Origin of the sequence: Spirosoma fluviale (assembly GCF_900230225.1) — a bacterium.
GTDB lineage: Bacteria > Bacteroidota > Bacteroidia > Cytophagales > Spirosomataceae > Spirosoma > Spirosoma fluviale.
Map to the genome: position 1 here is coordinate 334,590 of NZ_OCNH01000002.1, position 25,468 is coordinate 360,057.

General features: G+C 52.8%; 11 protein-coding genes. All 11 read left to right on the forward strand.

From position 1 onward, the window contains the following. The first annotated feature begins 60 nt into the window (after positions 1 to 60). The 11 genes from CRO74_RS12270 to CRO74_RS12320 all read left to right on the forward strand — a co-directional run bounded on the left by CRO74_RS12270 (position 61) and on the right by CRO74_RS12320 (position 25,278). Positions 61 to 3,342 (forward strand): TonB-dependent receptor, encoded by a 3,282-nt coding sequence (locus tag CRO74_RS12270; protein ID WP_245877830.1) that lies wholly within the window; start codon positions 61 to 63, stop codon positions 3,340 to 3,342. Positions 3,343 to 3,361: 19 nt separating this feature from the next. Further along, complete coding sequence (locus CRO74_RS12275; RefSeq protein ID WP_097126354.1) at positions 3,362 to 5,224, forward strand: RagB/SusD family nutrient uptake outer membrane protein; 1,863 nt, start codon at positions 3,362 to 3,364, stop codon at positions 5,222 to 5,224. 180 nt (positions 5,225 to 5,404) lie between these two features. Continuing rightward, a complete protein-coding gene (locus tag CRO74_RS12280) occupies positions 5,405 to 6,775 on the forward strand; it encodes a 3-keto-disaccharide hydrolase (RefSeq protein ID WP_097126355.1) in 1,371 nt (456 codons plus the stop codon). 123 nt (positions 6,776 to 6,898) lie between these two features. Continuing rightward, complete coding sequence (locus CRO74_RS12285; RefSeq protein WP_097126356.1) at positions 6,899 to 8,605, forward strand: hypothetical protein; 1,707 nt, start codon at positions 6,899 to 6,901, stop codon at positions 8,603 to 8,605. A 217-nt stretch (positions 8,606 to 8,822) separates the two neighbouring features. Next, positions 8,823 to 11,411, forward strand: a complete 2,589-nt coding sequence (locus tag CRO74_RS12290) for a glycoside hydrolase family 95 protein (RefSeq protein ID WP_097126357.1) — start codon at positions 8,823 to 8,825, stop codon at positions 11,409 to 11,411. A 192-nt stretch (positions 11,412 to 11,603) separates the two neighbouring features. After that, positions 11,604 to 13,985, forward strand: coding sequence for a GH92 family glycosyl hydrolase (locus CRO74_RS12295; protein ID WP_097126358.1), 2,382 nt, complete (start codon positions 11,604 to 11,606; stop codon positions 13,983 to 13,985). A 252-nt stretch (positions 13,986 to 14,237) separates the two neighbouring features. Beyond that, complete coding sequence (locus CRO74_RS12300) at positions 14,238 to 17,270, forward strand: DUF6797 domain-containing protein (RefSeq protein ID WP_097126359.1); 3,033 nt, start codon at positions 14,238 to 14,240, stop codon at positions 17,268 to 17,270. A gap of 49 nt (positions 17,271 to 17,319) precedes the next feature. Further along, a complete protein-coding gene (locus CRO74_RS12305) occupies positions 17,320 to 18,864 on the forward strand; it encodes an alpha/beta hydrolase-fold protein (protein ID WP_097126360.1) in 1,545 nt (514 codons plus the stop codon). After that, entirely contained in the window at positions 18,857 to 20,863 is a 2,007-nt protein-coding gene (locus CRO74_RS12310; protein WP_097126361.1) for an NPCBM/NEW2 domain-containing protein, read from the forward strand. Before CRO74_RS12305 ends, CRO74_RS12310 begins: the two co-directional genes overlap by 8 nt. A gap of 21 nt (positions 20,864 to 20,884) precedes the next feature. After that, positions 20,885 to 23,134: a DUF7133 domain-containing protein gene (locus CRO74_RS12315; RefSeq protein ID WP_097126362.1), complete on the forward strand. Its 2,250-nt coding sequence runs from the start codon at positions 20,885 to 20,887 to the stop codon at positions 23,132 to 23,134. A gap of 137 nt (positions 23,135 to 23,271) precedes the next feature. After that, entirely contained in the window at positions 23,272 to 25,278 is a 2,007-nt protein-coding gene (locus tag CRO74_RS12320) for an NPCBM/NEW2 domain-containing protein (RefSeq protein ID WP_097127083.1), read from the forward strand. The last annotated feature ends 190 nt before the right edge of the window (positions 25,279 to 25,468 follow it).

A 25,468-nucleotide genomic window follows, 5' to 3' on the forward strand; every position in this document is an offset into this window, starting at 1 on the left:
TCAATGAAACACACTCTACGAAGTAGTAAGACATTCGGTAGGATATTGCGAGTCACGTTCTTGCAACTCATACTGTCGGTATTCTTTTTTGGCATTTCGGCTGCGCATGATGGATACGCGCAGGATTTACTAAATAAGCGAATTAGCCTGAAGGTAGATAATCAGCCCATTAAAAAAGTGTTGACTGAAATCGAGAAATCGGCTGAGATTCGATTCGTTTATAATTCGAGCCTGATTAAATCAGAAAAGAAAATTTCACTGAATCTGGCCAATTCAACCTTGGGCGAAGCACTTGATAATCTGCTCACACCGCTTCAGTTAGATTACAGGATTTTAGGTAAACAGATTGTTTTGAACAGGACCGAACCAAAAACGGGACTTATTCAAAAGCAAACCCCCGAGCAAACCGAAATCAGTGCGTTGGTTATACCCATCAAAGGCGTTGTAACGAGTGAATCGGGCGAGCGTCTGCCGGGCGTTAGTATCGTCATTAAAGGCACGCAGCGGGGCACCACTACCGATCAGGATGGGGCATTTAGACTGGACGCTCAGGATGCGAAAACCATACTAATTTTTAGCTTTATCGGCTACGTCAGGCAGGAAGTTACGGTTGGCAATCAAACCGATATGACGGTTTCGCTTAAAGCCGATGATTTGTCGTTGAATGAGGTGGTCGTGGTTGGCTATGGCGAGCAGAAAAAGAGCGACCTGACCGGTGCGGTATCCTCCATACAACCTAAAGATATTGTACGGGCAAATCCGGTGCTGGCCTCCAAAGCTCTACAGGGGCAGGTGGCCGGGGCAACAGTCACCAAATCGGACAACCGGCCGGGCAGTACCTACAATATTACCATTCGGGGCGAAAATACCATCAACAACTCAACGGCTCCGCTGGTCGTAATCGACGGCCTGATGGGGGGCGACATCAATAACCTGAATCCGAATGATATTCAGTCGATGGATGTATTGAAAGATGCCTCGTCGACGGCTATCTATGGAGCCAGGGGCGCTAATGGGGTCATCATCATCACGACCAAAAAAGGAATTTCGGGTAAGCCGCGGGTAAGCTATGATGCGTATGTGGGTATAAAAACGCCCGCTCACGTTCCGCGCCTTCGCAGTACCGAAGAGTTTTATAAACTCACCTACACCGACCGGATCTTAGAGGGAGTTACCGGGACTACATTTACGGCGGCCGAACTGGATAATATCAAAAACAACCGGACAACGGACTGGGTTGCGCTGGTTACGAAACCGGGTATCCAAACGAGTCAGAATATCAGCGTATCGGGCGGTACTGAGAAAACGACCTATCGCTTTTCGGGTGGTTTTCTGAACGAAGACGGGAATGTGATCAGTACCAACTACAAACGCTATAATTTGAATGCGGGCCTCGATAGTAAGCTGGGGGAGCATTTTAAAGTTGGGTTTACCTCCTATGTAACGTACTCAAACCAGAATTTAGGCTCGCAGGAGTCGTTGCGTGGCGCGTTTAGAGCCCGGCCAACCGGTGTTCCTTATTACTCAGACCTGGCCAACCCAACGGAGAATCAGGACATCAATGTAAACAACACGGCTGTATGGATGGGTATCAACGACAAACAGGTCCCTAACCCGCTACTGGATACCGACCCTAAACAATCCAAGTTGCAAACGACAGTAGCCAACATTATGGGTAATGCCTATGTAGAGTATTCGCCCATAAAAGGGTTGAGCATTCGCTCGGCTCTGTCGGCAACGTATGGCTCGACCCGGATCGGTGATTTTAGAGGGACCTGGTCAAAATCGCAGATTGGAGCCAAACCACGGGCGCAGTTCGATAACCGGACGATCGGCAGCTACACGCTCGATAATATCATTACCTACAACATGGATTTGGGCAAGCACAGGCTAAATTTTACTGGTCTGCAAAGTGCGTTTTACCAGCGAAATGAAACCTATACCATTGCCGCCAAAGACCTGCCGTTTGATTCGGACTGGTACGCGCTCAACACGGGAACCATCACCAGCTTTGGCAGCTCGCTCGTAGAGCGTTCCCTATCGTCGTTCATGGGGCGGGTAAACTACTCGTTTAACGATAAATACCTGTTGACCGTTACGGGCCGTTCGGATGGGGCCTCCCAGTTGGCTCCCGGCAATAAATGGGCATTTTTCCCCTCGGTGGCCGTGGCCTGGAAGTTGATCGACGAGCCTATGATTCAAAACATAAAGGCCATTTCTAATTTGAAACTCCGGCTAAGCTATGGTCAGGTAGGCAACTCCACCGTCAATCCATACAGTACACAGGCCGGGTTGTTGAATACCGGTTACGACTTCGACGGAACAGCCGCTTATGGATTTGCGCCCGCCAACCTGGGCAACAAAGACCTGCGCTGGGAGCGTAGTAAAGAGCTTAATATGGGCGTCGATTTCGGTTTGTTCAATAACCGGGTATCAGGAACGGTTGAAGTGTACGACCGAAAAACGGAGGATTTGATCCTGAATCAGAAAATACCAACGGCTTCGGGCTTCTCGCAGGTGACTTCGAACATCGGTAAAATTCAGAACAAAGGCATCGAGATTTTGCTGAATACGGTCAACGTTGCCACCAGTAACTTTAGCTGGAACAGCACCTTCACTTTCACCAAAAACAATAACAAACTGCTTGAACTGTATGGCGATGGCCAAACGATCGACAAGGGAAACAAGCTGTTTGTGGGTTTGCCTATTAAAGCCAATTTCGACTATCAGTTTAACGGAATCTGGCAAACGGCCGACAAGGATTTAGCCACTTCTTACAAACAGGTACCCGGAGCGGTGCGGGTGGTTGACGTGAATAACGACGGCCAGATTTCATCGACCGAAGGCATCGACGACCGCGTTTATTTAGGGACTCAGCTGCCTAACTACCTGATTGGTATCACAAACCGGTTCAAATACAAGAACTTCGATTTTTCCTTCTTCACCTATTACCGCAACGGCACCCAGTACCGCAACAACACCCTGGCTGGTACATTTGGCGATATCGGAACGCGCTACAACAGCCTGGCTTCTCTGGATTACTGGCGCAGCGATAACCCGTCGAATACCTATTTCGGAGCCGTAGCGGCCAACCCTTACCGGAACGCCATTCTGTATCAGGATGCCAGCTTTCTGCGGATTTCCGACATTACGCTCGGCTATACGGTGCCAAAGGAGTTGATGAATAAATGGAAACTCAACACGGCTCGTGTGTATGCGCAGGTTATCAACCCCATTATACGATCGAAATTCACTGGATTTGACCCGGAGTTCAACTCATCGATCTATCAGGATGATCTTCCATCCATGACACTGAGTCTGGGCGTAAACCTTAGTTTTTAAATCCTCTGTCTGAAACAACATGAAAACCATATTTCGTAAAAAATATAGCGTGTGGCTGGGGCTTTCTCTGCTGCTTGTTTCGTCCAGTTGCAAAGAGCAGTTTCTGGATGAAACCCCCGTTAGTTCGTTAACCACCGATGTATATTACAAAACAGAAGCGGGTTTCGAAGATCTGGTGCGGTCGTGTTACCCACTCTTGAGAAACATTCATCAAAACCGGGTGCTGGTGCTGAATGGCACGGATATTTTTGCCAACAACAGCGGCTGGAATCCATCGGCCGTTACGGGCAAAGAGAACCAGCCAAGCCAGTACGATGTGTACGACTCCCGTTTCAATGCCACCCTGCCCGAAGCGCAGAGCCTTTGGACATTGTTGTACGCCGAAATTGCCCGCGCCAACACGGTACTTTCACGGGCGGATGCCATCACGACAATGGCTTCTGCGCTGAAAGATGCACGGGTGTCGGAAGCGAAGTTCCTGCGGGCATTATGCCTGTTTTATGCCGTACAGCAATGGGGCGACATACCCATGCCGCTTGCCGAAATCACGACGCCGGCCAAAGATTTTCCACGAGTAGCCTCGGCGGAGGTGTACAAACAGATCGTTAACGACTTACTCGACTGCGAAGCCAAACTTCCCGTTACGGCCTCTAACTATGGCCGAATCACGAAAGGGACCGCTCAGTTTTTACTGGCAAGGGTGTATCTGACAAGAGGGTGGAATTTCAATAATGCATTGGGCGGCACCAGTGCCGACTTTGATCTGGCACTACAATACGCCGACAAAGTCATTGACACGTATCCGCTGGCTGCCAATTACAAAGATCTTTTCCCGACTCGCTCAAATAATCCATTAACACAGTATACGGGGGCGCAGAATGACAAGAATGCAGAGATCGTTTTTGCCGTTCAGTATAATTCGGATGTGCTGACCAATAAAACCGATCCCGCTTTTACGCAGGATGCTGCGGGTGGAAACGACCTGCACTCCAAATTTGGTGCGAGCGGAGAGGGCTTTCCCGGAACCAAGGGGCGAACGACGGATTACAATCGTTGCTTAAATGTACACTGCCCAACAACCGCCGTTTACCGCTTTTTCGACCCCGAAAACGACACGCGGTATGCCCATAATTTTGTGACCGTTGGCTATGCGTTGCAGGCGGTGAAAAACTTTAAAGCGTTGCCCGTTAGTAACCCTACGTTGCTGGTTAATTATAACGCTGGCGATACGGTCATGCTGTGCCGCCCCTGGAACAACCCGGCTGTTAGCGCAACTGACCGGGGTGTAGATCTGGGTGGTAAGAAAAGCTATGCGGTGATAAACACCAATGAGTTTGGTGGCGGCTATCCGATAGATAACTCTGGTTTGGCGGTTACCATGCCCCTGATGTGGAAATTCTGGCAGCCGGGTATTCCGTATGGCGATGCGTTCGGGACGTTTAACGAGTGTATTTTCCGGTCGGCCGAAGCCTATCTGATTGCCGCCGAAGCCATCGTGAAAGGGGCCAAAGGTGGTAAGCTGGGAACGGCAGACGTGTACTATAACCGGATTCTCGACCGGGCACTGGGTACCAAAAAAGGTACAGACCCGAAATGCGCTGCCGCACCCGAAGATCAGAAATCACTCGCGGCCGTATCGTACCGGGCTACCCCCGCAAACATCGCCATCGACCTGATCCTGGACGAACGCGCGCGGGAGTTCATGGGTGAATATAACCGCTGGTTCGACTTGAAACGGACAGGAAAACTGGTTGAACGGGTGAAGAAGTACAACCCCTGGACAAAAGGCCAGTCTATTTCGGCCATACACAATCTTAGGCCTATTCCACAGGGTGAAATAGATTTGTCGTACCCCAAAATGACACAAAATCAGGGCTATTAAGGGAATTGGCTAGCTAGAAAAGGAGGGGGAGATTTTTACATCCTTCTCCTTTTTCATTTCAGCAAAAAAACTGGTTGTAATGCCGACTGTCCCGGTCGGTACTACAACCGTCCCGGCACCACATTTCATCAGTAGCAACTTGACCCGTAAAGCGTTTCCGATTTTTACAAAATCATCCTAATGAGAACATTAGTAACCGTTTGCCTGATAACCCTCGTCGCCGTTAACAGCCTGGCCCAGGTGCCGTGGAAGAATCTTTATAATGGGAAAGATCTGAAAGGGTGGGTAAAGCGAAATGGGAATGCGGACTATAAACTAACGAATACGGCCATCATTGGCGTTTCGCAACTCAATACACCCAACACCTTCCTATGCACCGAAGAAACCTACGGCGATTTCGTACTGGAAATGGACGTAAAAGTAGAGCCCGGACTCAACTCAGGCATTCAAATCAGAAGCCTGAGCGACCCCGCTTTTAATAATGGGCGTGTTCACGGCTACCAGATCGAGATCGACCCCGGCGACCGGGCGTGGAGCGGTGGTATTTACGACGAAGCCCGCAATGGCTGGCTCTATCCGCTATCCATCAATCCGAAAGGGCAGAAGGCGTTCAAAAACGGGCAATGGAACAAGTACCATATCGAAGCCATTGGCCCGCGTCTGAAAACCTGGATCAACGGCATCCCCTGTGCCAACGTGCTCGACCCGCAAACCGCCCGCGGCTTCATCGCCTTGCAGGTACACCAGATCAAGCGCGAAGATCAGAACGGCCTGACCGTTCAATGGCGCAACATCCGCATCGCTACGGAGAACCTGAAAGAGGCCGTTTGGTCGGGTGGCGAGGACATCGAAGAAGTGAATTACCTGCCTAACCAACTGTCTGACAATGAAAAACGGAAAGGCTGGCGGTTGCTGTGGGACGGTAAAACCCCGGCTGGCTGGCGAGTGGCCAATGGCGATAATTTTCCAACGGCAGGCTGGGCTATTCAGGATGGTGTATTGAAAGTGCTGGGGTCTAAAAAAGACAGCATTCGCAAAGGGGGCGATATTATAACCGATCAGTCGTTCGCGAATTTCGAACTGGAACTGGATTTCAAACTAACCACGGGTGGCAACAGTGGCGTAAAATACTTTGTGGTTGAAGACCGGAAGAAAAAGCCGGGTACCGGTGCAGGACCGGAATTTCAGATTCTGGACGATAAAGTCCACCCCGACGCCAAAGAAGGCGTTAACGGCAACCGGACAACCGGCTCACTCTACGACCTCATCACCGCCGAAAACCTCTCGGAAGGCAACACCGATAAGCGCATGAATCCGCCGGGGAAGTGGAATAAAATGCGGATTGTGTCGAAAGACGGTCATGTAGAGCACTGGCTCAATAACCTCAAACTGGTGGAATATGACCGCTATTCGCAGATTTTCCGCAATCTGGTAGCTAAGAGCAAATACAATACCTACCCCAATTTTGCGCAGGCATCATCCGGCCATATTCTGTTTCAGGATCACGGCGATGAAGTGCATTTCCGGAGCATCAAGATTCGGGAGTTGTAATCTTTTACCGGACAGCATCCCTGCTGTTCAGCCGTCAGGCTAAAATAACGAGTACATAACGCTTTCTTAGCCTTGCGGCTGGACAGCAGGGATGCTGTCCGATACATCTAAGCTACCCCAACCATGAACCGTCGACATTTCGTAACCCTGAGCGCTAGCTCCTTAACCCTGATACCAACGTTGGGCTTTAGCGAACTGGTTAACCGCGCTCCCCGCAAACCAGCCTGGCTGCTCGACTGGATCGCAATCAACGACCAGCAGTTGCCCAACTACGCACCCATAAAGGTTACGGATGCCAACAGCCGATACGCGGGTGGCTATATGAATGACGCCGACATGCCGAATCCGCACAGTACAAGTGGGTTTCTGATGAAAGCTAGCATGCTGTTTGCCACGCCTGAATCGAAGTACTACCAATCGAAGAGCCTGCTTGCCGAAATCGAAGCAGCAGCCCGTGCTATGCTCAAGTTTCAGCACAGCGACGGAACGATTGATCTGCTCGATACCAATTTCCATTCCACACCCGACACCGCTTTCGTGCTGGAAAACATCGTTCCGGCTTATAAATCTCTTAACGAGTCGAATGCCAAAGGCACCAGCACGGCCATTGGGTTGATAAAAGCCTTTCTGACCAACGCCGGTGAAGCGCTGATTGTGGGCGGCATTCACACGCCCAATCACCGCTGGGTGGTTTCGGCGGCCCTGACCAAGTTAAATGAGCTATTCCCGAATCCAAGGTATACCAAACGCATCGACCAGTGGCTGGCCGAACACATCGACCTTGATCCCGACGGGCAGTTCAACGAAAAGAGCACTAACAGCTATTCGCCCATCGTCGACCGGTCGCTGATCATCGTCGCTCGTGGCCTGAAAAAGCCTGAGCTTTTCGAGCCCGTCCGGCGGAATCTGATGATGACGCTCTACTACGTACATCCCAATGGCGAGGTGGTAACGGAGGGCTCGAACCGGCAGGATAAGGGCACCATCGGCAATATGGCGAAGTATTATTATTGCTACCGCTACATGGCGTTGCTCGACAAAAATGGTGAGATGGCGGCTATGTGTCGGCTTATCGAAAAGACCTGTCCGAAGGAACAACTGGCCGGGTACCTCGATTATTTTCTGGAAGACCCGACGCTCTGGAATGAACTGCCCGCCAGCAAACCGCTACCAACCAGTTACGTCAAAGCGTTTCCGTATTCGGGCGTGGTGCGTATCCGGCGGGAGGGGTGGGACGCTACATTGTTGTCGAATAACGCGGGCTGGCTCACCTTCCACAAAGGCAACGCCATTTTGCAGGGGATGCGGGTAGTCGCGTCGTTTTTCGGGAAAGGGCAGTTTCAGACCGAGAAAATTGAGCAGCAAGGTGCTTCCTGGGTGATGCGTAAGTCGCTGGAGGGGCCATACTATCAACCTATTGCGGCTGATAAAATTGATGCCAATGGCGACTGGGATAAAATGCCCAGAACCGACCGACCGCAAAGCGAAATCCAGAAAATGACGACCACTGTTACCGTTACGGAAGCCAATAACGGCCTGCGAATCGACATCGACCTATCGGGAACCGACAATGTTCCAGTGGCGTTGGAACTGATTTTCCGGCCGGGCGGAACGCTGGGGGGCGTTACCAAACACCCTAAAAAAGACAATGCCTTTCTCTTTTCGGACGAAGCGGGCACGTATGCCGTTGGTAACGACATAATTCGGTTCGGCCCAGGGAAGGTGGAACACAAAGGTGTGCAACTGCGGGGAGCGTTGCCCGCTATGGATGCGCCAACCGTTTATTTGACGGGCTATACACCGTTTAAACACAGTATTTTTCTGGGGTAAGGGATTCTGTTGTAAACTACCCCACCCCAACCCCTCCCCTTGAAAAAAGGGGAGGGGCTAGAGAATGAGTGACTTTTTATTGTTTTAATAGCTGGTCATGAAAAAACGCTCATTATCTGTGAGAAAGGTGGTCGTTGTAGCCCCTCCACTTTTTTTAGGGGAGGGGTTGGGGTGGGGTAGCTTGCTAGGAACCAGTTCTTATTGTTCCCTTACTACCATGAGTCGATTAATTCATTTACTGTTTTTCCTACTGCTTCCCGGCGTTCACTCGTTCGGGCAAAGCTCGTCGCAAACACTCTGGTACGACAAACCGGCCGCCGTTTGGTCGGAAGCATTGCCGCTGGGAAATGGCTATATGGGCGCCATGGTGTTTGGCGATCCGGCGAAAGAACACCTGCAACTGAACGAAGGCACGCTCTATTCGGGCGACCCGACCGGTACGTTCAAAACGGTTAATGTTCGAAAAGACTTTAAACAGGTCAGTGCGTTACTGGCCTCCGGCAACTATCAGGAAGCGCAGGCACTGATTGCCCGTGAATGGCTGGGTCGAAATCATCAGCTCTACCAGCCAATGGGCGATTTCTGGATCGACGTTGACCACAAAAATGCGCCTGTTTCGAACTACAAACGCCAACTCGATCTGGCAACGGCAACGGCTACCACCACCTATAAAGCGGACAACACAACCTACACCCGGACGTACTTTGCCAGCTATCCCGACCATGTGATTGTGGTGAAACTAACCGCCAATGGCCCCGGCAAAATCAATTGTTCGTTCCATTTCTCGACGCCCCATAAACCAACGGCCAGCTACGTTGCGCAGGGCAATACACTGACGATGCGGGGAAAAGTGCCCGGCTTTGGCCTGAGACGCACGTTCGAACAGGTTGAAAAACTCGGTGATCAATATAAATACCCCGAAGTCTACGAGAAGAACGGCCAGCGCAAGCCGGGCGTTGAGAATATGCTGTACGACCGGGAGATAAACGGTCTGGGTATGTCGTTCGAAACGCGGGTGAAGGCCATTAACACGGGTGGGCGAGTGAGCAGCGGCAACGGAACACTAACTGTTCAGGACGCTTCAGAAGTTGTTTTTGTACTTTCGGCCGCAACAAGCTTCAATGGGTTCGACAAAAGCCCGGCCTACGAAGGCGTCGCCCCGAAACCTATCCTCGACCAACGGTTCAACATCATTGAGAAGAAACCATATGCCGAGTTGTACAGAACGCATTTGGCCGATTATAAAAACCTGTTCGACCGGGTAGATCTCCAACTAGCCGCCGAAACGGAGCAATCGCAACTCCCGACCGATAAGCGGGTTGAGTCATTCTCGAATGGGAAAGACCCGGCTTTTGCCGCACTGTATTTCCAATATGGGCGTTATTTGATGATTGCCGGGTCGAGGCCGGGTGGTCAGCCGCTCAATTTGCAGGGCATCTGGAACGACCAGATGACACCGCCCTGGAATGGTGGCTACACCATCAACATCAACGCCCAGATGAACTACTGGCCCGCCGAACTGACCAACTTGTCAGAGTGTCAGGAACCGTTTTTCAAGGCGGTGAAGGAACTGGCCGTCAACGGGCGCGAAACGGCCCGGAACATGTACGGAAACGACGGTTGGGTAGCCCACCACAACATGGACATTTGGCGCCATGCTGAACCCATCGACAACTGCAACTGCGCCTTTTGGCCAATGGCAGCGGGTTGGCTAACGAGCCATTTCTGGGAGAAATACCTGTTCAACGGCGACAGGACCTTTCTCAAAAAAGACGTTTTCCCGTTGCTGAAAGGGGCGGTCCAGTTTTATCAGGGCTGGCTGGTGAAAAACGAGCAGGGCTATTTGGTAACCCCGGTGGGCCACTCGCCCGAGCAGAATTTCCTGTACGATGGAAAGAAACAAGCTACATTCAGCCCCGGCCCAACGATGGATATGGCCATCATTCGGGAATCGTTTTCTCGCTATGTCGAAGCCTGTAAAACGCTGGGTATTGATGATGCGTTTACCACCGGAGTAAAGCAGAATCTGGGTCAGTTGTTGCCGTACCAGATCGGTAAATACGGCCAATTGCAGGAGTGGCAGGACGATTTTGCCGATGCCGACGTACAGCACCGCCATTTCTCGCACCTCTACGCCATGCACCCCAGCAACCAGATCAATACCCGGTCTACGCCCGAGCTGGCGGCTGCGGCCAAACGCGTGATGGAGCGCCGGGGTGATGGCGCAACGGGTTGGTCGATGGGCTGGAAAGTGAACGTCTGGGCCCGACTGCACGACGGTGACCACGCCCTGAAACTGATCACCAATTTATTCAAGTTGATCCGGACCGATTCAACGCATATGTCGGGCGGGGGAACGTACCCCAACCTGTTTTGCGCGCACCCGCCGTTTCAAATTGACGGAAATTTCGGGGCCACAGCGGGCATTGCCGAAATGCTGGTGCAAAGTCACGCGGGCGAAATTCATTTGCTTCCGGCTCTGCCCAAAGCTTGGCACACGGGCCGGGTAAAAGGTCTGAAAGCGCGGGGGGGATACACCGTCGATATGGAATGGAAAGCCGGTAAGTTGACCAAAGCCGTCGTGCATTCGGCCCTGGGCGGCAACTGCCGAATCCGAACGAATGACCAAATGACGGTGCAGCCAACGGGTCGTAGCTCTGGTCAGGCTGTAAACCCGCTATTCAGCTTTGTCGATGCGGGGAAACCGATCATTAAGGATCAAACCAAATTAGGGGAAATGCCTGCGGTAAAAGGGTTCACGATTGGTTTGAAGACAGAGAAAGGAAAACAATACGAAATTCGATAAGAATGTGTTTTTGTGATCGCCTTTTTTGTCATCCCGACGCCAGGAGGGATCTTCGCTAGTAGCAGGCATTGTTAGCGTCTAGCGAAGATCCCTCTGACGTCGGGATGACAAAAAACATCGGAATGACACAGGTTTGTCGATAAGCCCACTGCCTTGAAAAGCTAAAACCCTCAGTAGAGTTGATTTATAACTATGAATAAACGCTTAACGTACCTACTAGCGCTCATCGCCATCCTGAACCTGGATCAAACCGCCATCGCCCAGAAACAACCCGTGGATCTGGTCAATCCGCTGGTCGATGCGGCTAATTCGCGGTGGTTCTTTTTTAACTCGGCGTCGCGTCCCTTTGGCATGGTCAACCTCAGCCCCGACAATGGCGTCAATTCCGACTGGGGCGCGGGCTATCGCTATCATTCCGACAGTATAAAGTGCTTTAGCCATGTACACGGCTGGCAGTTGTCGGGGGTGCCGGTGATGCCCACGACGGGTGAGTTCAAAGGGCATTTGGGCCCCGAAAAGTATGGCTCCCGGTTTTCGCATGAGAAAGAAATTGTAAAAGCGGGTTACCATAAAGTGGTGCTGGATGCCTACAATATCACCGCCGAATTGACGTCGACCACCCGCGTTGGCTTCCATAAATACACCTACCCAGCCTCGGCGCAAAGCTATATTCTGTTTGATTTTTCTACGTTTCTAGGGCCATCCGATACCCAGAAAGGCTACGTAAAGAAAATCAGCAATCAGGAGATTGAGGGCTATGCCATCATGGCCCCGACCATTCGTCGGCCAAAAGTGCTGCCCGTTTATTTCGTGGCCGTCTTCGACAAACCGTTTGACTCGTTCAGGGGTTGGCGAAACGGGAAACTGGAAACGATCGATGGCTTCATCGAAGGCGAACGCGTGGGAACGTACCTGAGCTTCAAAACTAAAGCGGGGGAGGTGCGGAAGATGAAAGTGGCCATTTCATACGTCAGCGAAGAACAGGCCCGAATCAACCTCAAGGCCGAACTGCCGCACTGGGATTTCGAGAAAACCGTGCAGGAGAGCCGCAGCGACTGGAACAACTGGCTGAGCCGGATTCAGGTCGAAGGCGGCAGCGATACCGTCCGAAGCCGCTTCTACACCGATCTCTGGCACGCCTTGCAGGGCCGGCGCATCATTTCGGACGTCAACGGCAAATACTCCGACATGACCGGTCCCGAACGGCGCATCAAACAGATTCCGCTGGATGCCAGTGGCAAACCCAAATTCAATCACCACAACTCCGATTCCTTCTGGGGGGCGCAGTGGACCATCAACACGCTCTGGCATCTGGTGTACCCGGAGGTCACCGAATCGTTTGTCAACTCGATGGTGATGATGTATCAGGATGGCGGGCTCATTCCCCGTGGACCGGCAGGCGGCAACTACACTCATGTGATGACCGGAGCCTCTACCACGCCCTTCATCGTGAGCGCGTTCCTGAAAGGCATCCGGGGCTTCGACATCGAAAAAGCCTACGAGGGTCTGCGCAAGAACCATTTCCCCGGTGGCATGATGAGCAAAGCCGGGTACGAACACAACACGTTCAAAGGGGGTGGTATCGAATTTTACCTGGACCGTGGGTATGTGCCTCACCCCATGAGCAAAACCCGCTACGGGTTCCATCAGGACGGGTCGACACAAACGCTGGAGTATGCCTATCAGGATTACACCCTGGCGCAGATGGCCAGAAAGCTAGGCAAAACCGACGATTATGCCCTGTTTATGAAGCGGGCGCAGAACTACAAAAACGTCTGGAATCCTGAACTGGGCTGGATGTGGAACCGCACCCTCGACGGCAAATGGGCTGAGCCGGTGGATATTCTGCGATACGATAACGGTTGGGAAGAGGGCAACGCAGCCCAGTACACCTGGTTTGTGCCGCACGATGTGCAGGGGCTAATTAATCTCATGGGCGGTCGCGAAGCTTTTACCAGTAAGCTGAACGGCTCGTTCGAGAAGGCGCAGAAACACGATTTTGTATCGGGTAAATCGCACGATAACGAGACGCTGGAAGAACTGCGCCGGGTATTTCTCAACTACGGCAATCAGCCGAGTATTCAAACGGCGCACTTATTCAATTACGCGGGTGCGCCCTGGCTCACCCAATACTGGACACGGCAGGTGATCGAGAAAGTATACAGCGGCATCTCACCCGATTACGGCTACAGTGGCGACGAAGATCAGGGACTGATGGGTAGCCTGTCGGTGTTGCTCAAAACGGGCTTGTTCTCGACCAACGGCGGCACCACGCCCGAGCCGTTCTACGAAATCAGCAGCCCGATTTTTAACAAGGTCACGATCAAGCTAAATCCGAAATATTACAAGGGCAAGCAGTTCGTGATCGACGCGAAGAACAACTCGGCCGCAAACCTGTACATCCAATCGGCGCAATTGAACGGCAAACCCCTCGATCGCCCCTGGATGTTGCACGAAACGGTGATTAACGGCGGTACCCTGACCCTGCAAATGGGTGCCCAACCGAACAAAGTGTGGGGTAGTAAACCTGAGCAGGCACCGGTGTCCATGTCGTCGGAGGCCACAAAACGATAAGATGAATACGCTACCCTGATTAGACTAAGTACTCTTCCAAAATAGAAACTTGAATAAAAGTTAGCGGTTGTGTCTGGGCCAAGCTCCAGCTTGGCCGTCGAACTGGGAAGTCAACGGCCAAGCTGGAGCTTGGACATAACCTAATCAGACGATTAAAGTGGAAGACTACTAAGTAGCTTGGTGAAAACAGCTTTGTCAGCATGACAAAAAACTTGATTAGGAAGACTTTAAAGTAAATTAGCCTTAGTCCTTATGAAGCGAAATGTGGTAGGCGGTTTAGTGGTGTTCGTGCTGGCTATTTTTGTGGCCGGGTTCGTTGCGGACCCGATTGAGGGGGCGTGGGAGTATACCATCAAGCTGGACGAAGAACTATCCGGCACCCTGACACTAAGCCGGAAAGAGGCAGCCTATACCGGCGCTTTACATTCATTCGAGCACGGAGCCATACGCATCCAGCCGCTAACGATTGACGCCAATACGCTGAATGGCCGTTTTACACTCCGAAAAGTAACCTACCAGCTAACCGGCGTGTTCACCGGCGATACGTTTACCGGTACCGTTTCGTCGGCCACGAAAACGTATCCGATAACCGCAAAACGGCCGCAGGAACCAACGGTTGCGTACAACCCTCCCGGGGTCTCCTACATCCTGTCGGATAACGAGCTGAACGCATTTGAGCGCGACATTGACCACGCGGGCCTGATCGCAGGTTTCGACCGGCAAGGATACACCCGTGGCGAGCGTATCTACAATGCCATCTGCATCAACTGCCACGGCAATCCCGAGATCGAAGGGTCTATTCCCCTGTCGCACAAGTTCTGGGCACAGCCGTTCAAGGCGGGTCACGACCCCCACGCGATGTATCGGACCATTACGAAAGGGTATGGCTCCATGCCGCCCCAGATGACGCTTACCCCGCAGGAGAAGTACGACGTGATCGGGTACATCCGGCAGAACTTTATCCGGGAAAGTAATCCCGGCCAATACTTCCGCGTCACGCCCGGCTATCTGGCCAAACTCCCAACAGGAACATCGACAGGACCGGCGGTGAAACCCTATCATCCGTGGTCGGATATGGACTACGGGAATTTCTTTATCAATACGTACGAACTGGCCGATTCGGCAACGGGGCCGAAACGCTTCCATTCGCCGGGACGCGCGCCCTATGCCGATGAGGACTATCGGAAGAACAATTTTGCGTACAAAGGCATTGCAGTGCGGGTCGATACCGGATCCGGTGGGGTATCGGCCGGGAAGGCCTGGATGATCTTCGACCATGACCTGATGCGCGTGGCCGGTGGGTGGACGGGCAAGGGATTTATTGACTGGGAAGGCATCCTACTCAACGATAACCACGAAACCTACCCCCGAACCATCGGGCAGTTGCACATCGAAACGCCCGTTGGCCCCGGCTGGGCAAATCCCCACACCGGTTCCTTCGATGACCCTCGATTTACCGCGCGGGATGGTCGCCAGTTTGGGCCGTTACCCAAACCGTGGGCTAACTACAAAGGGCTGTATCATTACGAAAACTCGGTTATCATTGCGTACAGCGTTGGTCAGGCGGCTATTCTGGAAAAGATGGGATTGGAAAAAATGGAAGGCCAGCCGGTCTTTACCCGAACCCTGACCATTAGTCCAGGTCAGCAACTGCTTAAAACCCGCGTGGCGCGGGCTGGCACCAACGTCGCGGCCATTGGCAAGGGGGCATCGCTGAAAGAGGAGGACGGATACGTTGTTTTACGGATTTCGGCCACGGCGAAAACGACCGTTAAGCTGTTTATGGCTCGGCCCGGCAGTAAACCCCTGACCTATTTTGCCGCGCGTTCTCCCAAACCCGAATCGCTCGACCAATATACCAAAGGCGGAAAGCCTCATTATCCGCAAACGCTCTACACGACCATCACGCGGGGGAACGACGACGGCTTGTTTGCGGTGGATCAACTGACGCCACCCTACGAAAACCCGTGGCGGTCGCGGATGAAACTCAGTGGTATTGACTTCATGAAAAATCCCAATGTCGCGGTTTTGTGCACCACCGACGGGGATGTCTGGCGGGTGACGGGCCTGACCAACCCCAGCGGGCGTCTGGGCTGGAAACGCATCGCATCGGGGCTTTTTCAGCCATTGGGTATCAAAGTATTAGCCGACAAAATATACGTGACCTGCCGAGATCAACTGGTCCTGCTCCGCGACTTAAACGGCGATGGCGAAACCGATTTTTACGAAAGCTTCAACCACGACCATCAGGTAACCGACCATTTTCATGAGTTCGCGATGGGCTTGCAGGCCGATAAGGAAGGGAACCTGTATTACGCCAAAAGTGGCCGCCACGCCCGCGAAGCCCTGATTCCGCAGCATGGAACCCTGTTGAAAGTCAGCAAGGATGGGGCCACCACGCAGGTTATTGCCACCGGCTTCCGGGCCGCCAATGGTGTGTGCATCAACCCCGATGGTAGTTTTATCGTGACCGACCAGCAGGGCTACTGGAATCCCATGAACCGCGTCAACTGGATTGATGGGAAGGGAAAATTCTACGGCAACATGTGGGGCTACAACCCGCCCAACGACTCGACCAAAGCGGCCATGGAGCAGCCGCTGGTGTGGATTGATATGGAGTTCGACCGGTCGCCATCGGAGTTGCTTTGGGTAGACAGTAAGAAATGGGGACCGCTGAACGGCGGTTTGCTCAGCTTTTCGTACGGATATGGGAAAATTCAACTGGTGCTGCCCGAAGATGTGAACGGACAGAAACAGGGCGGGGTGATCGACCTGCCGGGGGTTAAGTTCCGCACCGGCATCATGCGGGGCCGATTCAACCCCGCCGATGGGCAGTTATACGCCTGTGGCATGTCGGCCTGGGGAACGTCGCAAACGATTAAAGGGGGCGATTTCTACCGGCTTCGCTATACCGGAAAGCCCGTTTCGCTCCCCACCCGACTGAGCGCCGAAACGGATGGCGTTACGCTGACATTCGCCAGCGAGCTAGCCGACAAAAGCACCCGCAACCCCGCCAATTTCGAGGTAAAAAGCTGGGACATTCGGCGGAGTCGGAAGTACGGGTCAGATCGCTACAACACGCAGACGCTGATCATTGCCGACGTGAAACTGAGTAGGGACAAAAAGACCGTAAAACTCCTGCTCCCCGGCCTAAAACCCACCGATGTCATGACCATTGCCTATTCGGTTACGGATGCCAAAGGACACCCCTTGAAAGGGAAAGTACAGAACACCATCCACCAGCTGCGAAAAGCCAACAACCAGCTTTTTGCCGGGGGCAGGTAAGGCGTCGAAAAGGTCAAAAGAAAATGAAGACAGTCCACAACGAATAAATATGAAGTTTTCACTACGTCCAGCATCTGTTGCCTTTATTTGGTTTGTTCTGTTTATGGCGGCCAGCGAAGCCATTGCCCAGGTGCCCGTTTCCTGGAAAGTGACGGTTTCGGTGGCGCCTGAACTCCGCCCGTCGTTCCGAAAAGGGGGGCGGCTACTGCTTCACGTGACCAAACAGAACGAACGCGAACCCCGCAACCGGTCGGAGATAACGGTGGGCGTGACCCCGCAGCAGTGGAACGGGGTTAGTCCATTCGTGATCAATACGAAAGATAAGAACGTTCTGTCGGTTGGGCTGGATAAACTGCCCAGCAACCCGTCGGAGATGTATTATTTCCAGGTTGTTTACAAGCAAAACCCCGACGATGGGCAGGAGAACGTACCGGGTAATCTATACAGCATCGTCGACTCGGTGCCGTTCTCCAAAAAAGCAAACCTGAGCCTGACGCTCAAAACGCTGATTCCGCCCGCTACCATCGTTCAGCACAAATTTGTAAAATCGGTCGAGATCAACAGCCCGCTTTTGTCGGCGTTTTCGGGAAAGTCGCGCTCGTTGAAAGCGGCTATTCTGCTGCCGTCGGGTTATTTCGAGAATCCCGACAAAACCTACCCGATCTGTTACCGGGCTGCGGGCCTGAATGGTCGCTATACGGCGGTGAACGGGTTGATGGCCAACAAAGAATTCACCGACTGGTGGTTCACCAAAACCGCCCCGCAGATCATCTACGTGTTCCTGGATTCGCAGGGGCCCTACGGCGATACGTATCAGGTCGACTCAGAAAATAACGGCCCTTGCGGCAAGGCGCTGACCGAGGAACTGATCCCCGAAATCGAGCGGCAGGTTCGCTATAAACCCGACTCGAAACTGCGGTTCCTGACGGGTAATTCAACGGGTGGCTGGGTGTCGCTGGGACTACAGATCTTCTACCCCGATTTCTTCGACGGTACCTGGTCGTACAGCCCCGATCCCGTCGATTTCGAGCATTACGGTCTGATCAATATCTACGAAGATGAATCCATTTTCTACAACCGCTACGGCTACCTGCAACCCGGCCGCCGGACCATTTACGGCGAACCTACGTTCTCGATGAAAGACTGGATCGCGGGCGAAAATGTCAACAGCCGAACAGGTACGTACTTAATTTCGGGTGGTCAGTTTGGGGCGTACAATGCGGTGTTCGGCCCGAAAGGAAGTGATGGACTGCCGTCGCTCATGTTCGACCCGCTAACGGGAAAAATCGACCATGCTATTGCCAAACAGTGGGAGAAGTACGATTTGAAAAAGGTGCTGGCGAAAAACTGGTCGACCCTCGGCCCGAAATTACAGGGCAAAATCTGGGTGTGGATGGGCGATATGGATGGACTGTACTCGAACGTGGCGACCCGGTTTTTGCAGAAGTTTCTGGAGAAGACCGACAACCCGAAATCGGACGCTAAACTTTCCTTTACGGCTATGGCGGGTCACGGGCAGGAGTGGAGCGATAAAGCCGCGCTGACCCTGATTGCCGAACGAGTGGCTAAAAAACTGACACTGGTCCATGACTAATTTCTACCGACTGTTACTTGCCGGGTTTTGCTGCATTGTATCGGCCACCCACGCCCAGACAACGACCAAACTCTGGCTGGATGAAATCAATATCAAATCCTTCTCGGAAGGCATTCCGGCGGTATTAGGCAAAACCAACGCGGCCGGTGATTCCATGCTCATCGACGGGCAGTATTTCAGGCACGGCGTTGGGGTGAACGCTACCAGTATTCTGGCGCTTTCTCTGGACGGGAAAGCCACCGAATTTTCGGCGCTGGTAGGTGTAGACGACAAAGGGAATAAAGACTTACCCCACACCTTTTACGTGGTCGCCGACCGCAAAATCCTGTTCGACAGCGGAGAAATGCGGCTGGGCGACGTACCCAAACCCGTAAACGTAAACCTTAACGGTGTAAAGCGACTTGGTCTATTGGTTAAAGTCAACGACGAGGGGCGCACGAAAGTCTACGCGAACTGGGCCAACGCGCAGCTGACCATGCTGGACAATTACCGTCCCCAAAACATTCCCAATTCCGACGAGAAGTACATCCTGACGCCCCTGCCGCCACAAACGCCACGCATCAATTCGGCCAGCGTGTTCGGGGCCACACCCGGCAACCCGGTGTTGTACCTCATTGCCGCCACGGGCGAGCGACCCATGACTTTCTCCGCCAAAGGACTTCCGAAAGGCCTGTCGCTGGACGGGAAAACGGGCATCATTACCGGTAATGTAAAACAACGGGGAGCGTATCTGGCGACCCTGACGGCGACCAACGCGCTGGGTAAAGCCACCAAAAAACTGACCCTTAAAATCGGTGACACCATTGCCCTGACGCCCCCCATTGGCTGGAACGGCTGGAACTCCTGGGCCAGAAACATCGACCAGGGAAAAGTTATTGCCTCGGCCGATGCGCTGGTGAAAATGGGCCTGCGTGACCACGGCTGGACCTACATCAACATCGACGACGCCTGGCAGGGCAAACGGGGCGGTAAATTCAACGGCATTCAGCCCAACGAGAAGTTTCCGACTTTCCAGAAAATGGTCGATTACGTACATGGGCTGGGCCTAAAAGTCGGTGTGTATTCTACGCCCATGATTACGAGTTATGCGGGCTACATCGGCGGCTCGTCGGATTTCAAGGATGGTCATATTACCGACGCTATCATCACCAACAAACGCGCATTTCGATACGTTGGTAAGTACAGGTTTGAGACCAACGACGCTAACCAACTAGCCGCGTGGGGCATCGATTACCTCAAATACGACTGGCGCATCGAGGTGCCGTCGGCCGAGCGGATGTCGGTAGCACTCAAACAATCTGGTCGCGATATCCTGTACAGTATTTCCAATTCGGCACCCTTCGCCAACGTCAAAGACTGGGCTCGCCTGACCAACAGTTACCGTACCGGCCCTGATATTCGCGACAGTTGGAACAGCCTGTTTGTATCGGCCTTCACGCTCGACAAATGGGCTCCTTACGGCGGTCCCGGCCACTGGAACGACCCCGACATGATGATCGTGGGCAACGTAACCACAGGCACCCAACTGCACCCCACCCGCCTGACGCCCGACGAGCAATACAGCCATGTGAGTTTATTCAGCCTGTTGTCGGCCCCCATGCTCATCGGTTGCCCCATTGAACAACTCGACGCCTTTACGCTGAATCTGCTCACCAACGACGAAGTGATCGAGATCGATCAGGACCCGCTGGGCAAGTCGGCCAGGCTGGTCATGAACGAAAATGGTATGCAGGTCTGGCTGAAACCGCTGGCAGACGGGTCGTATGCCGTGGGCCTCTTCAACGTCGGTGATTTCGGGAAAACACCCGCGTCTTATTTTCGCTGGGGTGATGAGAAACCGAAATCATTCACATTTGATTTTATAAAAGTCGGTTTAACCGGAAAGTACCGGCTGCGCGATGTGTGGCGTCAGCAGAATTTAGGCAATTTTACACGCTCATTCAAAACCGAAATCCGTCATCACGGTGTTGTGATGCTACGAGTATTTTCGGAAAAGTAAACGGACGAATTCTCAATAAAGATGGCTAAGACAAAACGCTTTACGTTAGCAGTTGCCTCAGTAGTAGTGCTTTCAATTTTTATGCTGGGGTTTCAGCAAATCTCCGGTATCAAACCTGCCTTTTCACTCGACGATTACAAAATAGAGGAGGGATTTGAATTAAAATTAATTGCGTCGGAATCGTTGTTGAAAGCCCCCGTCAGCCTGGATTTCGACAACAAAGGCCGGATGTGGGTGGTCGAAATGATCGGCTACATGCCCAACCTGGAAGGCATCGGCGAGGAGGAACCCACCGGCCGAATTTCTATCCTCGAAGACCGGAATAAGGATGGCATAGCCGACCATGCGAAGGTATTTCTGGATAAGCTCGTGCTGCCTAGAGCGATGGCGCACGTATACGGCGGCCTGCTGTACGTGGATGGTCCCAAGCTTTGGTTTGTCGAGATCAACAACGACAAGCCCGGCAAAAAAACGCTGGTCGACCCGGTCTATGCCGAAGGCGGTAACGTGGAGCACTCGTCCAATGGGTTGATGATGAACATCGACAACTGGATTTATAACGCCAATTATAACTTTCGGTATCAGCTGAAAAACGGCAAATGGCTGAAAGAACCAACCACCGACCGGGGGCAGTGGGGCATCACGAGAGACAATTTCGGACGGCTGTACTACAACAACAACTCCACCAATTTGCAGGGCGATTTTGTGCTGCCCAACAAAGTAATCCGAAACAAGTATTTTAAGCCGACCGTCGCCGAACACCAGCGACTGGCCAGCAACCGCGTGTACCCCATTCATCAAACGTCGGTCAATCGGGGCTACCAGACAGGTGTTCTGGACGAAAAAGGCTTGTTAAAAGAGGTGACGGCTGCCTGCGGGCCACTGGTGTACCGGGGTGGCGCTTTCCCGGACGCGTACAATCAGAACGCGTTTGTCTGCGTGCCCGAAGCCAACCTGATCAAGCGAAATATCCTGAACTTTAAGGGCCTTCAAACAACGGCCAGTCAGGCTACGGAAGGCAGAGAATTTATTGCGTCGACGGACGAAGGGTTTCGGCCGGTGAATCTGTTTATGGGTCCCGACGGTGCCATGTACGTGGTCGATATGCACCGGGGCATCATTCAGCACAAGGCGTATATCTCGCAATACCTGACCGAACAACTTGCCAGTAAAAAGCTGGATACACTGCAAAATGCCGGGCGTATTTTGAAGATCACGAGCAAAACAAACAAGCTCAATCCAACCCCCGATTTCACCAAAGCGACGACTGGTCAACTGGTTGCGTTGCTGAGCAACTCAAACGGCTGGTTGAGAGATCGTGCGCAACAGGTGCTGATTCAAAGAAAAGATCTTTCGGTTGTTAATCAGTTGCTTACGCTGGCTAAATCTACCAATGAATTGGCAACGGCCATTCATGCGCTGTATGTACTGGACGGGTTAAACGCCCTTACATTTGACAATCTGAGTGCCCTGGTGAAGCAATCGAAACAGCCCGAAACCATTGCCCACGCGCTGGGCCTTCTGGAGCGCTTTGCCACACCCCAGCGGGTGGTCGGCATGAAGGCCATCAGTACCGAATTGCTGGCCCGGAACAACGAAACGATAGACCTCTATCTGTCGATGGCGTTGAACCCGTGGCTCAACCTGTCGGAGACCACCTTCCTGCCCATGCTGTCGGAGATAGAAAAAAAATACGCGACGCAGAAAGTAGTTCAGGAGGCTATTACCAGCGGCCTTGATGGGAAAGAGGCCGTGTATCTGGCGTCCATGAATCCGAGCGATTTTCTGAAAAATAACCTAACCCTGACCATCAGTAACCGGCAGAAAAAGCAACTGAACTCCATTTACGTAGCTGAGGTAAATGCCGTTGACGCCCGCACGAAAGGCCTGAAACTGTTCCGAACCATTTGTGCGACCTGCCACGGTGCCGATGGGAAAGGCATTCAGGATTTGGCCCCGCCCCTCAAAGGCTCCGAATACATTGACGGCTCCATGAAACGGCTGGCGGCTATCATTCTCCACGGCGTCAGCGGGCCGATTCACGTGAACGGGAAGCTCTACCAGTTGAACAACGAAATGCCCGCCCTACTCAACAACAAGGACATCAGCGATCAGGACATTGTCGATATTATCCGCTATACCCAGAATGCCCTTGCCAAAGAAGGGAAAGGCATTTCGACTGCTGACGTCAAAAAAATGAGAGACAAAAAGCCCTCGGGTAGTGGCGTTCTGACCGAAAAACAGCTGCTCGAAGAGGATTTTGAGAAGTGATGTTTTTTGTCATGGCACCGGCCACCCGGCCCGACGCAGGAGGGATCTTCGGCAGGCGGGCTATTTTTTACTCTTACCGAAGATCCCTCCTGACGTCGGGCCGGGTGGCCGGTGCCAGGACAAACAACCCACCGAACATGACTAAACTCTTTACCACTCTTTTACTTACGTTAACCCTCGGCGCGCAGGCCCAGAAAACCACCACCGTCTGGCTCGACGATCTGCCGATTCAAACGTTCTCGGAAGGACTCCGGCCGGTAAAGGCAAAACACAATTACAGCGACGACACGCTGCGCATCAACGGTACGCGCTATGTACGCGGGCTGGGTGCTCAATCGCCCTGTGTGCTGGCGTTTGACCTTGGCAAAAAAGCCACCCGTTTCTCGGCCCTGATCGCGGCCGATGATCTGGGCAACAAAGACATACCGCTGACCTTCTATGTGTTAGGCGATGGCAAGGTGCTTTTCGAGAGTAAGCCCATGCGCATCGGCGATGCGCCCGTTCCTATCAACGTCGACCTGACCGGGATCAGGCAGCTTGGGCTTCTGGTGACCGATAAAGTAGGCGGTGTTGGCAACAAGCGAACCTACTGCAACTGGGTCGATGCGCAGGTCGATATGCTTGGCAACGCCATGCCCGAACACATTCAGCACCCCGGCGAAACGTATAATTTAACGCCACCGCCGTCGAAAAAACCGAAAATCAATTCGGCAACGCTGTTTGGGGCCACACCCGGCAATCCGTTTCTGTATCTCATTGCGGCAACGGGTGATCGACCGATGACGTTCTCCGCGAAAGGGATTCCGCAGGGGCTGACGCTGGACCAGAAAACGGGCATCATCACCGGCCGCGTGGCCCAACGGGGAACGTACCGGGCAACACTCGGCGCGAAAAACAAGCTCGGGCAGGCTACCAAAGAACTGACCATCAAAATCGGCGATACCATTGCCCTGACGCCCCCCATTGGCTGGAACGGCTGGAACTCCTGGGAAGCGCACATCGACCGCGAAAAGGTCATTGCCTCAGCCGAGGCAATGGTAAAAATGGGCCTGCGCGACCACGGCTGGACGTATATCAACATCGACGATGCCTGGCAGGGCAAACGGGGCGGGCCGCTCAACGCCCTGCAACCCAACGCGAAATTTCCGCAGTTTAAGGAGATGGTCGATTACATTCACTCGCTTGGCTTGCGGGCGGGCCTGTATTCAACGCCCTATATTTCCAGTTACGGCGGTTACGCGGGCGCGTCGTCCAACTCGGCCTTTGGGGGCGAAACTCACGAGACGATCATGGTAGATCGGCGGGCGTTTAACCGGATTGCCAAATACCGGTTCGAGACGGAAGATGCCCGCCAAATGGCCGAATGGGGGTTCGATTTCCTGAAGTACGACTGGCGCATCGACGTTAACTCGACCGAACGGATGTCGACCGCCCTAAAAAAGTCGGGCCGGGACATTATTTTCAGTTTATCCAATAACGCCCCCTTCGAAAAAGTAGCCGATTGGGCGCGGTTGTCGAACATGTACCGCACCGGCCCCGACATCAAAGACAGTTGGACGAGCCTGTACCTAACCTCGTTTTCGCTCGACAAATGGGCTCCCTACACCGGCCCCGGCCACTGGGCCGACCCCGACATGATGATTCTGGGTAAAGTGTCCATTGGTCCCGTCCTGCACGACACCCGCCTGACGCCTGACGAGCAATACAGCCACGTCAGCATCTTCAGTCTGCTGGCTGCGCCCATGCTGATCGGCTGCCCCATTGAGCAACTCGATGCGTTTACCCTGAATCTGCTCACCAACGATGAGGTCATCGCCGTCAACCAGGACCCGCTGGGCAAACCCGCCCGACTGATCCGAAATGAAAACGGCGTCGAAATCTGGCTTAAACCGCTGGACGATGGTTCGTATGCCGTGGGCCTGTTCAATACGGGTGATTTTGGTAAAACACCCCAATCGTACTTCCAATGGGGCACCGAAACGCCGGAAGCCTTCACGTTCGATTTTGCCAGCATCGGCCTGAAAGGCAGCTATAAACTACGCGATCTATGGCAGCAGAAAGACTTGGGTACGTTCAGCGAGACGTTCAAGACGAGTATTCGGCATCATGGGGTAGTGATGCTTAAGATGGTTGCCCGTAAATAAGCGGAAGTTAGATATAAGCTTACAGATGAGGTTGCTAAATTGGTATTGGATAAACAGACAATTAGAAACGTGATCGTTTTTGATTGTCTGTTTTGAAGCCGTAGTTGGCGGACCCGTTAACTTTATCCAGTTGTTAGGATCAGAATACGTTAGTGATGACTTGGAAAATTATAATTTTTCAGCGCTTTTT

Coding starts and splice junctions, on each gene's coding strand:
- CRO74_RS12315 (WP_097126362.1), top strand. CDS start 20,885: ATGGCTAAGACAAAACGCTTTACGTTAGCAGTTGCCTCAGTAGTAGTG.
- CRO74_RS12285 (WP_097126356.1), top strand. CDS start 6,899: ATGAACCGTCGACATTTCGTAACCCTGAGCGCTAGCTCCTTAACCCTG.
- CRO74_RS12280 (WP_097126355.1), top strand. CDS start 5,405: ATGAGAACATTAGTAACCGTTTGCCTGATAACCCTCGTCGCCGTTAAC.
- CRO74_RS12310 (WP_097126361.1), top strand. CDS start 18,857: ATGACTAATTTCTACCGACTGTTACTTGCCGGGTTTTGCTGCATTGTA.
- CRO74_RS12275 (WP_097126354.1), top strand. CDS start 3,362: ATGAAAACCATATTTCGTAAAAAATATAGCGTGTGGCTGGGGCTTTCT.
- CRO74_RS12300 (WP_097126359.1), top strand. CDS start 14,238: ATGAAGCGAAATGTGGTAGGCGGTTTAGTGGTGTTCGTGCTGGCTATT.
- CRO74_RS12320 (WP_097127083.1), top strand. CDS start 23,272: ATGACTAAACTCTTTACCACTCTTTTACTTACGTTAACCCTCGGCGCG.
- CRO74_RS12305 (WP_097126360.1), top strand. CDS start 17,320: ATGAAGTTTTCACTACGTCCAGCATCTGTTGCCTTTATTTGGTTTGTT.
- CRO74_RS12290 (WP_097126357.1), top strand. CDS start 8,823: ATGAGTCGATTAATTCATTTACTGTTTTTCCTACTGCTTCCCGGCGTT.
- CRO74_RS12295 (WP_097126358.1), top strand. CDS start 11,604: ATGAATAAACGCTTAACGTACCTACTAGCGCTCATCGCCATCCTGAAC.